At 33.7% G+C, this 14,758-nt stretch carries 15 protein-coding genes; 7 read left to right on the forward strand and 8 right to left on the reverse strand.

All coding sequences use genetic code 11. The features are described 5' to 3' along the window. Positions 1–144 precede the first annotated feature (144 nt). Complete coding sequence (gene cspD / locus NST77_RS10345; protein ID WP_009332654.1) at positions 145–345, forward strand: cold-shock protein CspD; 201 nt, start codon at positions 145–147, stop codon at positions 343–345. Between the two features lie 85 nt (positions 346–430). Here cspD and NST77_RS10350 read toward each other — a convergent pair whose 3' ends face one another. Together NST77_RS10350 and NST77_RS10355 are read right to left on the reverse strand one after the other, a co-directional pair. Next, the gene (locus NST77_RS10350) at positions 431–616 is read right to left on the reverse strand and encodes a zinc-finger domain-containing protein (protein ID WP_095331941.1); all 186 of its coding nucleotides are present in this window, start codon (positions 614–616) and stop codon (positions 431–433) included. A 31-nt stretch (positions 617–647) separates the two neighbouring features. Then, positions 648–1,307, reverse strand: a complete 660-nt coding sequence (locus tag NST77_RS10355) for a reverse transcriptase-like protein (protein ID WP_095331940.1) — start codon at positions 1,305–1,307, stop codon at positions 648–650. Between the two features lie 475 nt (positions 1,308–1,782). Here NST77_RS10355 and NST77_RS10360 point away from each other — a divergent pair, with 475 nt between their 5' ends. Continuing rightward, positions 1,783–2,172 (forward strand): reverse transcriptase-like protein, encoded by a 390-nt coding sequence (locus NST77_RS10360; protein WP_095331938.1) that lies wholly within the window; start codon positions 1,783–1,785, stop codon positions 2,170–2,172. A 434-nt stretch (positions 2,173–2,606) separates the two neighbouring features. Here the strand turns inward: NST77_RS10360 and NST77_RS10365 are convergent, their stop codons facing one another. Further along, positions 2,607–2,876: a DUF6123 family protein gene (locus tag NST77_RS10365; protein ID WP_047940419.1), complete on the reverse strand. Its 270-nt coding sequence runs from the start codon at positions 2,874–2,876 to the stop codon at positions 2,607–2,609. A 182-nt stretch (positions 2,877–3,058) separates the two neighbouring features. Beyond that, positions 3,059–3,535 (reverse strand): divergent PAP2 family protein, encoded by a 477-nt coding sequence (locus tag NST77_RS10370; RefSeq protein ID WP_095331937.1) that lies wholly within the window; start codon positions 3,533–3,535, stop codon positions 3,059–3,061. Positions 3,536–3,643: 108 nt separating this feature from the next. On the opposite strand from NST77_RS10370, the gene sspL reads away from it, so the two are divergent. Further along, positions 3,644–3,778, forward strand: a complete 135-nt coding sequence (sspL, locus tag NST77_RS10375; RefSeq protein ID WP_047940691.1) for a small, acid-soluble spore protein L — start codon at positions 3,644–3,646, stop codon at positions 3,776–3,778. A gap of 226 nt (positions 3,779–4,004) precedes the next feature. Here the strand turns inward: sspL and NST77_RS10380 are convergent, their stop codons facing one another. Continuing rightward, complete coding sequence (locus tag NST77_RS10380; protein WP_095331956.1) at positions 4,005–4,877, reverse strand: 5'-3' exonuclease; 873 nt, start codon at positions 4,875–4,877, stop codon at positions 4,005–4,007. A gap of 221 nt (positions 4,878–5,098) precedes the next feature. Between NST77_RS10380 and NST77_RS10385 the strand changes: the two genes are divergently transcribed. From NST77_RS10385 to NST77_RS10395, 3 genes are read left to right on the forward strand one after another with little or no spacing between them, the layout of a single operon-like run. Beyond that, positions 5,099–5,470 carry a GntR family transcriptional regulator gene (locus NST77_RS10385; RefSeq protein WP_047940416.1) on the forward strand — a complete coding sequence of 124 codons (372 nt, stop codon included), beginning with the start codon at positions 5,099–5,101 and terminating at the stop codon, positions 5,468–5,470. Further along, entirely contained in the window at positions 5,463–6,338 is an 876-nt protein-coding gene (locus NST77_RS10390) for an ATP-binding cassette domain-containing protein (RefSeq protein ID WP_095331935.1), read from the forward strand. Before NST77_RS10385 ends, NST77_RS10390 begins: the two co-directional genes overlap by 8 nt. Then, positions 6,335–7,054 (forward strand): hypothetical protein, encoded by a 720-nt coding sequence (locus NST77_RS10395; protein ID WP_095331934.1) that lies wholly within the window; start codon positions 6,335–6,337, stop codon positions 7,052–7,054. Before NST77_RS10390 ends, NST77_RS10395 begins: the two co-directional genes overlap by 4 nt. A gap of 176 nt (positions 7,055–7,230) precedes the next feature. Here the strand turns inward: NST77_RS10395 and NST77_RS10400 are convergent, their stop codons facing one another. Continuing rightward, entirely contained in the window at positions 7,231–8,100 is an 870-nt protein-coding gene (locus tag NST77_RS10400) for a sulfurtransferase (protein WP_123259134.1), read from the reverse strand. 34 nt (positions 8,101–8,134) lie between these two features. After that, entirely contained in the window at positions 8,135–11,722 is a 3,588-nt protein-coding gene (locus NST77_RS10405; protein ID WP_171509689.1) for a dynamin family protein, read from the reverse strand. 634 nt (positions 11,723–12,356) lie between these two features. Between NST77_RS10405 and NST77_RS10410 the strand changes: the two genes are divergently transcribed. Continuing rightward, positions 12,357–12,809: a chemotaxis protein CheX gene (locus NST77_RS10410; RefSeq protein ID WP_095331928.1), complete on the forward strand. Its 453-nt coding sequence runs from the start codon at positions 12,357–12,359 to the stop codon at positions 12,807–12,809. Between the two features lie 440 nt (positions 12,810–13,249). On the opposite strand, the gene NST77_RS10415 is transcribed toward NST77_RS10410, so the two are convergent. Then, a complete protein-coding gene (locus tag NST77_RS10415; protein ID WP_341160801.1) occupies positions 13,250–14,752 on the reverse strand; it encodes a carboxypeptidase M32 in 1,503 nt (500 codons plus the stop codon). Positions 14,753–14,758 lie beyond the last annotated feature (6 nt).

Genomic DNA, 14,758 nt, shown 5'->3' on the forward strand with positions numbered 1-14,758 from the left:
ACTACATATGGGTAATCGTGTATATTATAGACATCATTTAACAAAATTCAGAATAATTATTTTCTATTATTATTTTGTTCTATGAAAATATTTATTTTATAGGCACAATTCATGTGTCTTGAAAGGCTTAGGAGGAAATTTATTATGCAAAACGGTAAAGTAAAATGGTTCAATAACGAAAAAGGTTTTGGCTTCATCGAAGTTGAAGGCGGAGATGACGTATTCGTACATTTCACTGCTATTCAAGGCGAAGGTTTTAAATCATTAGAAGAAGGACAAGAAGTTTCTTTCGAAATCGTTGAAGGAAACCGTGGACCTCAAGCTGCTAATGTTGTTAAACTATAATTAATAATAGTATTCAGGGGATTTTGCAAGGAATTTTCTTCTTGCAAAATTCCCTTTTATTTTTCGCTTATGGAAAATGATCCCATCATTTTGAACTCGATAGTTTTTCCCCATATTCCTTTAGCTTATTTCCCACCGTACATTGCGAAATACAAAAGCGGTGAGCTCCCCTTTTACCATACTCTACTTTGTTTTGTCGGTATAGAAAACAATCTTTACAATAATCTTGCATTAATTCATCTGCTTCTTTCATCCATTTTTTTCTTTGCAAGCTTCACCCCTCCTTTCTTCTTACTGGCCGATTAGAGCAATTGCATTTTACTATAGATACGTTTCCCTTCTAACGCTTGAGTTGCCAGTTTATCTGCTTCCTTATTGTCGTTTCTGCTAATTGAAGTATAAACCATGCTCAAACGTAAAGTTTTGATTTTCGCCTCTATCCGATCGAGCCAATTATTTAAATCTTCTTCATAGCATGGCCACTCGCCTTCTAATTGTTTCAATACTACTTGGGAATCCCCTTTCACTTCACAAGTAACACCCTTGACTTCCAATTCTTCTAAGAGATTTAATGCATGACAAAGAGCAGCATATTCAGCTTCATTATTGGAGAGGATATCATGAAATAATTCATTTGCCCTAACTCTAAATTTCTTCTTTCCTTGATGAAAGAAAAGTACGACACCGATTCCCGCCGTTTTTGTTTCCTTATGGTAACCTCCATCAAAATATATCGTAAAGTCATGAGGCTCTTCTTCTATTTCTTCATTTAGTTTCCGTAATTCTTTTAATGTCCAGCTTGTGCCTTTTTCATCATAAAAAAGAATATCTGCTACATCATTACGTTTTTCCAACTCATCCCCTGCTTCGAGAGCCAGACTTGATTGGATCCAATCTGATGTAAAATAGATAAAATCTTTCTTTTTCTTCATTTGAAATTTATATTCTAATTTGTATTTCACAACGGAACAACCTTTCTACATATAGAATGACGTCAATAAGAGCGGGATTATTCTTACTGTCCGTTAAGGAAAAAACTAATTCTCTCCACTAAAAGATATAAAAATCCACTAATCCTTATGTTTTATAAAGATTGAAGATGGAGCCCAAAATCCTTTGGGCTCCTTCCTTCAGCTGTAGGATCTCTCACTTTCTCCCATCTACCGTAATTAATCGGACTTCTCAGTATTTCACTTTTTACTGTAACTATTGCAAAAGCAACGGACTTTTAGAAACCAATCTTTTCATTTATAATATTATACATCTTATTTCTTATTTTGTTTTTCTTTTCCACCTTGATGGAAACTTCCCACTCATCATAAGTCGATAGAAGTTTAATGATATATATACAATTTATACAATTAGTATGAAAATAAAATAGTCACAGATCGTACATAATCATTGCTTAATCATATCAAAATTTTTGGAGGTAGCAAAATGATTGAAGTTTATATAGATGGTGCTAGCGCTGGAAATCCTGGTCCAAGTGGTGCTGGTATCTTCATAAAAGGTCATGGTTCTGCAGAAAAATATTCATTTCCTCTTGGTTCAATGAGTAATCATGAAGCGGAATATCATGCATTGATAAAAGCCTTAGAAATCTGTATCCATAATAAATATCTTTCCGTAAGTTTTCGTACTGACTCAGACCTCGTAAGTCGCGCAGTGGAAAAGGAATTTGCGAAAAACAAAAAATTCGCTCCGCTGTTGGAGCAAGCATTAAAGCTTATCAGTCAATTAGAGTTATTCTTTATTAAATGGATTCCAAGTAATGAGAATAAAACAGCAGACGAATTAGCAAGAATTGCCATTAGAAAAAATAAATGAGGAAGTTTTCACCCATTCTGTTTAAGCCTTCCCATCAAAAGTAATAAAATATACATAGCATTCAAACTGGATTTTTTTAGAAAATAGTGATTTCAATCAATGGGAAAGTGGCTGGAGCAAGTCGCAGCTTGGTAAAAACCATTAATAATACTAGTAAGTAGTGCTGCTATCATACAACTGGTTATTTATGATTTCCCTGAAGTTAGTCAAGTAATAATCTAGATGACTGCAAATGATTAATGAAACAGCATTTAGACTATTAAGGTGCAAAATAACAGCTGTATAGCACGAAGGATACTTCTAAAATACTTAAAAAGAGCAAAAACCCTTGCGATTATAGGGATTTTCTAATAGCGTACCCATATAATCGCCCGGGTTTATCTGATGACGTCAAATATCAACTCTTCTGGATGAGAAAATAATATCCCCTTTTTCTAGAGGGGAAATAAGTGATTTCTTTTTATAAAGCCGATTACTTCTTTTTTTGTTTTCAATTCGTTGTCGTTAAACATCTCGAGTAAGGAAACGAAAAAACTGCCATCAAATTTTTTTTGTATTTTTAAAGTACATTCAATTGCAGTTATGACAAGTTCATCTGTAGCATTTGTATATGCTTTACCAAAATAAATAAAACCTATCACATCTTCACCAAAGGAAAAGCCTTTACTTTCTAAAAAGAGCAAAAATTCCTCTACCGTTTTCAAACTTAACGTACATTCCCCTCTATCCTTTTACCTATATGTTACTTTATATCACGACAATTTTCTAGCTTTTTCAACATTTTTCCGTCTCTTACCAAGCTTTTGTCACCTATTTTTCATATTCAATTTATACAATGAAAAAGGCTAGAGATCATAAGAACTTTATTTCTCTAGCCTTTTGTTTATCACCGCAGTAATGAACGTTTCTTTTTTGTAAATACATGGCCAAGAAAACCAACTAGTACACCTAATAAAGCTCCTCCTAACACCTCTTGAGGCTGGTGGCCAAGCATTTCTTTCAGTTTTTTTGGTGACTGCTCCTTAAAGGCGATATTTTTGTCTTTATTAATTTTACCGACTAACTCTCCTAAATCATTCACTTTTAAGGTTAATTCACCAGTCTGTCTTCTAATCCCTTGTGCATCATACATAACAATTAAACCAAAAATTAAAGACATAGCAAAGTCAATGGTTGGTAAACCACGCTTTAATGCTATAAATGTTGTAAGGGAAGATACGCCTGCCGAATGAGAGCTTGGCATTCCGCCTGTTTGAAAAAACAAGCCTTTATCCCACTTCTTTGTTTTAAAAAATTGTATAGGTATCTTTAAAAACTGTGCCAATCCAATACTAATTAAAGCAACATAAATGCCCTTGTTCATCTTCATCACCTCTTTCAAATAGTCTCTTTCTTTATGGATGATATTATTCTTGGTTGTTCATACTATGAATGATTTTTATTTCCACAACTAGTTGATGAGGTGAATACAATGAGTAAAAACCATGGAAACAGAGGAAAAACAGCTGGAGGAGTAAATCCACAAGGGTACGGTCAAGACGCCGATATAACTCCATCTCCAAAAAGTAAATTGGAAAATGCAGCGAAAAAGAAAAATACAAAATAATGATAGTCCAGTAATTCTCTATGAGGATGAGGCTGTATTAAAGCCTCATCCAGCTTCTCTTATTCTTTTCCCCCTTCTTACAAATAGACATAGAATAAAGGAACAGAAAAAGAGAATCTGTAAAAATGTAAATGTCTAGTTTCCCTTTAAAAAACCAAACGAATAAAAAAAGATTATACGAAACATTCCATTAACATTCCGCCTAATCTTTTGGGTTAATCTCTTATTAAAATAAAGTAAGTGCTTCTTTCTTTTCTACATAATGATGAAATCTTTTAAACTCTAGCTCTTCGAATTTTTTTACTGCAGTTACTGGATTGATATTTAAGTAACTTTCTTCTAGCAAACAGCTTACTGGTACGTCACATTTAATTTCTGCTAATTGCCTGCTTAAATGAAGCATTTCAAGATCCGCTTCAATCTTTGTTCGTTGTCCCTTTGTAAGAAGTGATAAATTAGCTAGAATTCCTTCGATATTTTCATGAACTTGCAGCAGCTTCAATGCTGTTTTTTCGCCAATTCCTTTAACTCCGGGGTAATTGTCGCTTGTATCGCCCATTAAGCCTTTTAAATCAATCATTTGTTTTGGTGTTATTCCTTTTTCTTCTTGAAAACTAGAAGGTGTATAAAGCATATAATTACCATAGCCTTTCTTTAATAGAGCTACGGAGATATGGTCATCTAATAATTGCAGGATATCCTGATCACCTGTAAGAATGGTGACATTAGCTTCCCCTTTCATTTGCTTTGCGATCGTTCCTATACAATCATCTGCTTCAAATCCTGCTACGCCTATATTCGGTACATTAAAACTTTCGACAACTTCCTTAACTAAATCAAATTGTGGAATTAGTTCAACTGGGGCTTCTGAACGATTCGCTTTATACGACGGATACATTTCTGTGCGAAATGTTGTACTTCCCATATCCCAGCAAACCGCCACATGAGAGGGATTAAAATGTTCAATCGCTGTGAAAAAGTGTTTTACAAAACCATGAACCGCATTGGTTGGAATTCCTTTTGTATTGACCATAAATTGACCTGTCACTGCTGTGGCAAAAAAGGCACGAAATAATAGCGCCATTCCATCTACTAACATTAGGTTTGCCTGTTTCTCCTTGTTCAAAATGCATCTCTCCTTTATCCATTAGTTCATTATAACAGAATCTCCAAAACTTGTGGCTGGTAGCTTTTTCTTTTTCTATTACTCACTAAAAAAAAATAAATATCCGCATATGTATATTGACAATGTTTATTTATTGTTTTATAGTTGATTACACAACTAACCAACCAATCAACAATACAAGGAAGGGGCCGATCGTGAAAGCTGTTTTTGATGACTCAAAACCTATTTTTCAGCAAATTTCAGATATGATTGCAAATGAAATCGTCGAAGGTGAGTTGTTAGAAGGTGACCAAATTCCTTCCACCACCGAAATTTCCAAATTTTATCAAGTAAATCGTGCAACGGTGCAAAAAGGACTCGCTGCATTAGTGGAAGCTGGATATGTATATAAGCAACGTGGAGTTGGAATGTTTGTTTCTAAAGATGCTAAGCAAAAGTTGCTTGAAAAGCGCAAAGAAGAATTCTACAACGATTATTTAAAACCAATGTTTGAGGAAGCAAAGCGTCTTGAATTAAAAAAAGAAGAATTACTAAAAATAATTAAGGAGGATTATAAGCATGATTAAACTCGAAAATGTCTCTTTTTCATATGGAAATACGCCTGCTCTGCGGAATGTAAGTATTGAGGAAATAGAACCAATCATTATGGGGCTCTGGGGTCGAAATGGTTCTGGTAAAACAACGTTTATGAAACTTTTAGCAGGTATGGAGAATATTGATGCTGGTACAATCAATGTAAGTGGGATTATACCATATAATAATACAGAAACAATGAACAATATCACTTATATACAAGAAAATCATCCATTCTCGATTCTTTGGAATGTCGAAGATGCCTTACATTACGGTGCATTATTTAACAAAAACTGGGATGCTGATTTAGCCGAACATCTGGTTTCCCTATTTGAACTACCACGAAAAAAGAAAATCAAGAATTTTTCTAAAGGAATGCAAACGATGTTACAAATCATCCTTGGTTTAGCTAGTAAATCACCTGTAACGATTATGGACGAACCAACAAATGGACTGGATGCTCATATGAGAAAACAGTTCTATAACGCACTTTTAAGCACGTATGAAGAAGATCCACGTTTAATCATTTTATCGACACATCATATTGATGAAATAGAAGCATTGTGTGAAAAAATTGCTATTATTAACGAGCAGACAATCGTACGATATGAGGAAACAGAAGAATTAAAAAGTCGCGGGGTTCATTTATCTGGATTAGCTTCAGCAATTGAGCCTTTAATAGAAGGATATCCCATTTTAGAGAAAAGAAAACTCGGAAAACAAATGACTGTGATGATGGACGACATCTATTCGGATAACTGGATATCTAAAGCAAAAGATGCAGGTGTTACTGCAGAAAAAGCTAAATTACAGGATTATCTTGTTAACTATACAACCAGAAAAGAGGGACAAAAAATATGAATACTTTTAGAGGACCATTCCGATTAATAATGCGAGAAATGAGCATGACATTCTATATCAACGTTTGTATTACTTTTGTTCTGTTTGTTTTTTATAATATTTTAGGATATATAGGTGTAGCAGAATCTGGTTCCTTTATTTTGTTCGGTCCCTTATTTGTCGTTTTCCTTTTATACCCATTTATTAATTTTACTAGTTATCAATATATCCTTTCATTAGGCGGGACAAGAAAACAGTTTGTATTAGCTTTCTATCTTTCCGCAGCCATTTATAGTGTTTTGAGTGGAGTAATCCTTAATTTATTCTATCTTTTCACTACACTATTAACAAGCGGCAATTATCTTTTTCACTTTGCAAAATTCATCCACACCACAAACTGGCTTATTTATTTTTGGATAGATTTTTCTTGGATTTTCTTTCTATTTAGTTTGGGAATGCTAGCAAAAACGGTTTGGTTTAATTATGGAACGGCGTTTTTACTCGCTGCATCCACGTTACTGCTAATACTCGGAACGATTGCTGTTATATTTGGTGATATGAGCATCTTCATAACCACATTTTTTGAACATCATTTAAAATTTGTTGCCATTTTATTTGGATTATCAATTGTTTTTCTTTTATTGTCTTATTCCTTAATGAAAAATGCGCCTTTAGAAAAAGGAGGACGGTTGAATTTCAAACAATATAAACGAAATAATGTAGTCATTCATAGGTAAACAAACACTAGATAAATAATAGAATATGAATATTGAGGGCAGCATCTATGAGTCTAACGAGGCATTCGGATCCGCCACAAGGAAATAAAGCCAAACAATCACTTAAAAGTTTGATTGTTTGGCCCTATTTTTGTTCATTTCCCATAATAAAAGTTAGTCTCATTCTTTATATTTTTTCAAAGAGAATTCTCCTCTTTTTCATCTTTCAAGTCAATTGGCAAACAGGTTTCAACTTCATTTTCTTCATAAGAAATCCAATCACTAAAACTGCCTGGATAAAGCTTGACCTTATCAAGTCCAGCCATTTTTAAGGAAATAAAATTAGGAGTAGCAGTTATGCCAGAACCACAATAGACAATATATTCTTTATTTGCATCTAGAGAAGAGAATCTACTCTTTTGCTCCCTTTCTGCTAAAAAGAAGCCGTTTTCTATCCCTTCTGTCCATACAAAGTTTATTGCTCCTGGAATATGTCCCTTTTTCTTATCAATTGGCTCTATTTCTCCTGTATACCTTTTATGCTCCCTAGAATCAATCAATATCTTATCTTGGTCTTTTGTTTTTACTAATTCTGAAACCTCCTCATAAGTGGCAATCATATGCGACTGAATCAGAGGAGAGAAATTACTCTTTGAAAAAGCAGGGACTTCTTGTGAAGTAGGATAATCCTTCTTTAGCCATTCCTTATAGCCGCCATCTAAAATGTATGTTTTCGAATGACCTATATAGTTCATTAACCACCATAGTCTCCCGGAAGATGCCCCATCCCCATTATCATAGGCAATGACTATTGTATCCTTTGCAACACCTATGTTTTCTAACTTATGAACAAATTCTTCTATATTTGGCAATGGATGCCGTCCCCCATGGTTGCTTATTGGAGCGGAAAGATCTTTTTCCAGGTGAAAATAAACACTATTTGGGATATGACCTTTTTTATACCACTCGATACCGGCATCAGGATTCTTTAAATCACAGCGACAATCAATTACCCTAATCGTATCTTGATCTATGTTTTTATTTAACCAATCAACACTTTTTACAATTTCCATCGTTATCCCTCCACGACTGTTCTCTTTTCTAATTCGTTTGTTGCGCAAACTCTGTTTGTACTGATTCTTTAATAATCCACTCTAGTTTTTCAATATTTTCATGTTCAGTTAATAATGCCGTTTTGCCATCATAATATTCGGCTACTTGTTCTTTCAGATTAACAAGAAGTATATCGATATGTTGTGCAAACAATTCTTTATAAAAAGCAAAAAAGGAGTTAGTTTGTTCCTTTATATATTTGTTACCATGCTCATCCACCAATTGTTCCATTTCTACTCCCATATTCTTTCGTTCATTCTTTTCAAAAAAACTCTTCGGATTTTTGTAATATTTGATGCCAATTTTATTAAGAATAGTATCTAATTCTTTAAAAGGGGCATGAAATATTATATTAGAATCTAACTCTCTTTCTATTTCTTCTTGTAAACGAATTTCTTTATTGATAGACTGAATCAAATGCCGAACTTCCTCATAACCCTCTATTTTTTGTTTATAAAAGAGTTGATCTAGTCTCACGTTTACTGCTCGTAACTCTTGTTCAAATTCAAAATTCAACTGAATGAGAAACGAAGTAGTCGCAAGTGATATTTCCCTTTTCTTATTGTCTCCTCGTAAGATTGATGGATGATAAGCTTCCTTCATTATCTCATGCAGTCGAAACATCACTCTTTGCTTTATATAAAACAATTGCTCCTCTACTTCCATTTTGAATTTTTCCAGAGCATGCTGGAAATCTTTACTTTCTATTTGAGATAGAATGGTCCATTTTTCCTCCTTCAATCTCGATAACTCTTGTTCTGCTACTTCTTTTTTTGCAAAAGTTGATTCCACCAATTTCTTTAATAAATCTATTGTTTCCACGTAATCTTTTTGAGCAGATTGAAGCATCATAGACAGCCACTCATGTTCGATAAAGTCATACATTTGTTCTTCTGCTTTTTGCATCCACTTCCCGTAAACATCATGCTTATAATAAAGACTAGAAACAGGAAGAATTCTTGGCGAACGTATCCCATATAACTGCAATTGCTCTTGCAGATATTCCTCTACTGCTGCTTGCTCTTCTTGATCCTTTGCTAAATCAATTGCATTAATGACAAAGAATATTTTATCCTTTTCAAAGGCATCCTTTAATCGTCCAAGCTGCATTAAAAACGCACGGTCTGCTTTGGAAAATGCGTGATTATAGTAGCTGACATAAAAAATACAATCTGCCTTTTTCATAAATTCAAAGCTTAATTCCGTATGTCTGCTGTTAATGGAGTCTCCTCCTGGAGTATCAACAAGTGTTATTCCTTTTCTCGTAATCTGACAATCAAAATAAACATCAATGGATGCCACGAAACAAGAGGTCTCTTCTATTGCCACATAATTTGAAAGCTCTTCTAATTCAATATTGGTCTCACTGCCTAAATAATGGCGATGGTCAGAATACCCTTTCAGGAAAGCTTGAAGATAGCGAAATTCATTAGCATATCTCTCCATTGGATTTGCCGCGAGCGTGTTTATTATCTTTTGTGCAGCTTCTAAAGAATTGGCCTCTTCCTTCACTAGCTGTAAATAGTCATTTATTTCTCTAAGCATTTCTGACTCTGACTTCCATTTTACAATAACTGTTTTATGTGGATGCTCTTCATCAATTGGTAATATTCTGTTTATGGTAGCAGTTGTTGGGTTTGGTGATACCGGCAAAATGGGATAATCAAGTAATGCATTGGCAAATGAAGATTTTCCAGCACTAAAAGCTCCAAATAAGCATATAGTATATGTTCGATTTTCAATAATGGCAGCTTTATGGAATAAATTCTTCGCTATATGCGCAAATCCCTTTACTTGTTGAAGCCTGCTGCTTAAAAAGCGCAACTGTTTTAATAATAAATCTGTATCCATTTCCTTCCTTTCGTTTTGTTTTTGAACTTCAGCAGGTTTTAGATTCTTTTGTACGTTTTTTGTTTTGGAAGAGGATAGTGACCGATAAGTTATCTCTTCCTCGCTTGTATCAAGTAAACTTCGCAAAATGCTCTCGTCTACGTTTTGTGCTTCACAAAGATGTTCCAGCTCTTCTTTCCACACTTGCCATTTAGTCTCTACTTCTTCTTTTTTCACCTTACAGTTTACAAATGCTTGCCATTTCTTTTGTTCTTTTAGAAGGTTTTCTTTTTCAATCTGTAATTGTTGCTTTCGTTCTTCTTTCCACCTATTAAATAGTTGGGTGATTTCCTTCCTGAAAGACTGCTTCAAATCATTTTCAACTGTTTCACAATAGACTAGAACATAATTTTCGGAAAGCTGTGCGTTTTTATTTACTAACGCTTTTAATGTCTGGATACTTAAAATAGATGTCAGTCCTTTAATTAGCGAAAAAAACTCTGCCTTCCCCTGTTTCTCAAAAAACTGAGATAATGGTGTTATTAATTGAATTTGAACAAGCTTTTCCAATTCTGTGTAAAAAGTTAAAAGTCTATCTTCTCTTTCCTTTTGCGTTTTGCTTTTACTACCAAATAGGCCAATTTTAAAATTTTTCTGTTCTGATTCTAGATATGATTTAGCCAGTTCCCGAAGATTATATGGCATGATATAGGCATTCTTAATAATTGAATGCCACTCATTTTCTAATGACATTACTGTTTTATTTTCAGTTTCATCCATTGTTTGAATGGCTTTTTTGGTTGACTCTAAGCTTGCTTCTAAAGAATGATACTCTTCTTCTGTTAATTCTGATAACTGATCTTCGAAAGGAGCGATTATTTCAGCATTCTTTGTTTCTATAAAGGAAATATGATCTTTATATAGCTTTTGAAAAGATTCTTCCAAGGAGTAGGGCAGTATTAACTCTTGTTCTTCCATTTTTCTTATAATATAGGTCTTTAATTCTGCCAATCCTTGATAGAAATAATTGGTTTCGATTAAGGTTGTAAAGAATATTTTCTCTGGCTTTATCCCATAGGATAAAAAAGAATCATATACACTTTGCTTAAAATCTGCAAACGAAATTTCTACTTCTCGATGTTTATCCATCTGATTAACAATTAACACAAATTTCTTACCTGAATCCACAAGCTCTTTTGTAAAGTCAAAGTTGATTTCCGACTGAACATGATTATAATCAACTACATAAAAAATAATATCTGCAAGATGGATACTAGATTCTGTTGCTAATTGATGAGCTTGATCTGTACTATCTATTCCTGGGGTATCCATTAAAATAGCATTCTTTATTAGCAGCTCCGTATCTAATCGAACCTCTAATTCCTTTATATCCTCCACTCTTTCTGTTGCCTGTAGAACTGTTTTGATATCAAGCACTTCTTTATAGACATCTGCTTGATTAGAATGATATAAAACTTTCAGCTGGTTGCCACCCTTTTTTACTCGGATAATATTAGCTGTTGTTGGAATAGGACTTGTTGGTAAAACTGTTGTACCAACTAGGTTGTTAATCATGCTTGATTTCCCGGCAGAATAATGACCACAAAAAGTTGCAATAAATTCTTGTCTTGTCGCTTTTTTAATAAGCTCTTGCAATCTTTGCGCAGTTTGTTGATCATCATATGCCAAAAAATATTGGTAATATGCTGCCCATTTATGTAATGTGTCTATATTCGTTGAAAGCATGATATACTCCTTTTCATCTATGTATTTCTTTTATTTTAACTATTTTCCACATAACAATAAAGTAAAATAAACTGAAAATTGAAAGCGAAGACAAAATAACTTGGTTCATTTTCCTTGTAATTTAAGTACTGACTAATGTGTGTGACGGTAAGATAAGAAATACCCTTATAACTTTTTCCCTCACTATAATTTACATAATAAAATAAAAAACTGTTTTTCCTTTACAGCACTATGTACCTACCTGTAGGAGTGCTGTAAAGGAAAAACAGTATAATCCTTTTTATATGTTATTTCCTTTATTTCGTTGCATTTGTAGTATTATGTAAAACATATTTCATAATAAATAAATAACTGATAATCGTTACACCAATAGGAAAAGCTATCATTCGTTACACCCCTATCATTTTACCTGAGAATAATTCTCTATCTCAATTAAATAATATCATTATTGAAAATCATTTTCAATAAGAAAAAAGTTATCCAATTTTTAGTATTTTTTCTTATAAAGTCTGTTAAACCAACAAAAATAGGAAATATGTACCACGAAAAATAACCTATTTTCATAAAAAAATATAAACAAAATAGGTCTAATTTATGATAAGATATTTTTATCAGACGGATGGGGGAATAGTTAGTGACATTAACAAAAAGTACTACTGAAATTTTAAACGCAACTATAGAAGCTGTAAAAGGTGTTATTCCCTGCGAACTACAAATTGAGAAGCCAAGTTTAACTGTATCACCATTTATTTTACAATCTTTAGGGGTTTTAATAGGATTAACAGGTGATTTCCGTGGTCGAATTATTATTGACGGAAACGAACAGGTTTTTGGTAAGATTGGCGAATCCATGTATGGGATGTTCTTGGAAGGGCCAATGCTAGAATCATTCTCTGGGGAATTAGGTAATATGCTTGCTGGAAATTTATCTACCTTTGTATCTCAAAGTGGAATTGAAATAGATATTACACCACCTACTGTTTTAGCAGGTCAAACGAAGCTTTCTGGGTTTGATAAGGCTCTAACCCTGCCGATTTCGCTTCAAAATATTGGGCAATTAAACATTGTGCTAATTTTAGAGATTTAAAGTATTGTTTTGACAATCTTTTAGCTTGCCACATTTTTTTGTCTCATAACTTGTTTGTTATTTTCCACATGATGATAGATAACTCTTATTGCATATTATCATAGAACAAACACGAAAAAAGCAGAAGTAAATATTTCTTCTGCTTTTTTCACAATTTACTTACTATCTGTATGGCTTTGTACTTCTATTTTTATTAGATTCTCCGCTTTATGCCCACAGCATTTGCATATTGTCTTTTCTTTATAGATGGTCAGGCAGTAGCTACAATAATAATTCACCATATATATCACACTCACTTCTTCATAAACATATATTAGTATATTTATCAATTGTGGAATATGTGCCGAAACGAGAGAAGTTTACCCGCTTAGCTTATATTCTGGTTTATTGAGAGCTACCTTATAAAAATCCCTCCATATCGCGATCGGAGGATAGATCTATTAAAGTTCAAGCTGATAAACATCACTATATTTTTTGTATAAATAATCAATTAAATATTGGGCGTTTAATCCTTCCCCTGTTACATCCTTTAATATTTCGAGCGGTTTTTTCATTTTCCCAAAACGATGAATTTTTTCATTCAGCCACTCTTTAATAGGAAGCAAGTTACCCTGCTCTAATAACGCATCGAAATCAGGTATATCTTTCACCATTACCTGCTTTAGTTGGGCAGCATACATATAGCCTAGAGCATAGGATGGGAAATATCCAAAGCTTCCCCCTGCCCAATGTACATCTTGGAGAACACCCTCTCCATCATTTTCAGGAACTACCCCCAAATAAGTTTTGTACTTTTCATTCCATATAGCCGGCAAATCCTTCACTTCGAAATCACCATCAAATAAGCCCTTCTCCATTTCATAACGGATCATAATATGTAGTGGATATGTTAGTTCATCTGCTTCGATTCTAATCAATGAAGGCTTTGATTCATTAATTGCTCGATAAAAGTCTTCCACAGTCACTTCATCAAATTGACCATTAGCAAATGATTTCAAAGCTTCATAATTATGCTTCCAGAAAGCAAGATTTCTTCCCACAAAATTTTCATAAAATAGTGATTGGGATTCATGAATACCCATTGAGGTACCAGTGCATAATGGTGTTCCGATTAGCTCTTTCGAAATATTTTGTTCATACAGTGCATGACCTGCTTCATGGATCGTTCCAAAAACTGCCACTCTAAAGTCAGATTCATCGTATTTAGTTGTAATTCGAACATCTCCAGGATTGATTCCAGTCGCAAATGGATGCACCGTTTTATCTAGACGTCCAGCATCAAAATCGTAACCTACTTGTTTTAATATATCAAGACTAAACGCCTCTTGATTTTCTGCTGGAAATGGCTGATATAAAAAGTCAGTAGTCGGGCTATTCTTTGAAGCAGCAATTTTATGTACTAACGGGATAATTTTATCTTTTACATTTGAAAATACTTCATCTAAAATCGCAACCGTCATGCCTGGCTCATACATATCTAATAAAACATCATATTTATTTTCTTTATGTCCCCAATATTCAATGAATCGTTTATTCATCTCTACTAATTTTTCAAGATAAGGCTGAAACAAGGAAAAATCCGCTTTTTCTTTCGCTTCTTCCCATACACTTTCCGCTTTTGATTGGAGCATCACATATTCTTTATGTTCGTCTGCAGGAATTTTTTTATTGCGATCAAATTCCTTTTTCATTTGTTCCACTGTCTTTCTTGTAATTGGTGATAATTGATCTTGGATACTTTCCTCAGACAGGACAGTAAGATAGGCCTCTAGCTCTTCAGAAGTTGATAATTCAAATAATTCAGAAGATAGGACACCAATTACTTCTGTTCGTTGGTCTACTCCCTTTTTTGGAGCACCTGTACGTAAATCCCAGTAAATTAGAGCAAGTGCTTCATTGTATGCCCCTATCTTTTTCACATAATTTAAAAATTGTTCTTCCATTTCTTT

Origin of the sequence: Niallia sp. FSL W8-0177, from assembly GCF_038006285.1 — a bacterium.
GTDB classification, from domain to species: domain Bacteria; phylum Bacillota; class Bacilli; order Bacillales; family Cytobacillaceae; genus Niallia; species Niallia circulans_A.

Bases quoted from the DNA above. Each gene is read 5' to 3' on its own strand.
- cspD (WP_009332654.1), top strand. From the start codon at position 145: ATGCAAAACGGTAAAGTAAAATGGTTCAATAACGAAAAAGGTTTTGGC.
- NST77_RS10360 (WP_095331938.1), top strand. From the start codon at position 1,783: ATGATTGAAGTTTATATAGATGGTGCTAGCGCTGGAAATCCTGGTCCA.
- NST77_RS10370 (WP_095331937.1), bottom strand. From the start codon at position 3,535: ATGAACAAGGGCATTTATGTTGCTTTAATTAGTATTGGATTGGCACAG.
- sspL (WP_047940691.1), top strand. From the start codon at position 3,644: ATGAGTAAAAACCATGGAAACAGAGGAAAAACAGCTGGAGGAGTAAAT.
- NST77_RS10380 (WP_095331956.1), bottom strand. From the start codon at position 4,877: ATGTTAGTAGATGGAATGGCGCTATTATTTCGTGCCTTTTTTGCCACA.
- NST77_RS10390 (WP_095331935.1), top strand. From the start codon at position 5,463: ATGATTAAACTCGAAAATGTCTCTTTTTCATATGGAAATACGCCTGCT.
- NST77_RS10395 (WP_095331934.1), top strand. From the start codon at position 6,335: ATGAATACTTTTAGAGGACCATTCCGATTAATAATGCGAGAAATGAGC.
- NST77_RS10405 (WP_171509689.1), bottom strand. From the start codon at position 11,722: ATGCTTTCAACGAATATAGACACATTACATAAATGGGCAGCATATTAC.
- NST77_RS10415 (WP_341160801.1), bottom strand. From the start codon at position 14,752: ATGGAAGAACAATTTTTAAATTATGTGAAAAAGATAGGGGCATACAAT.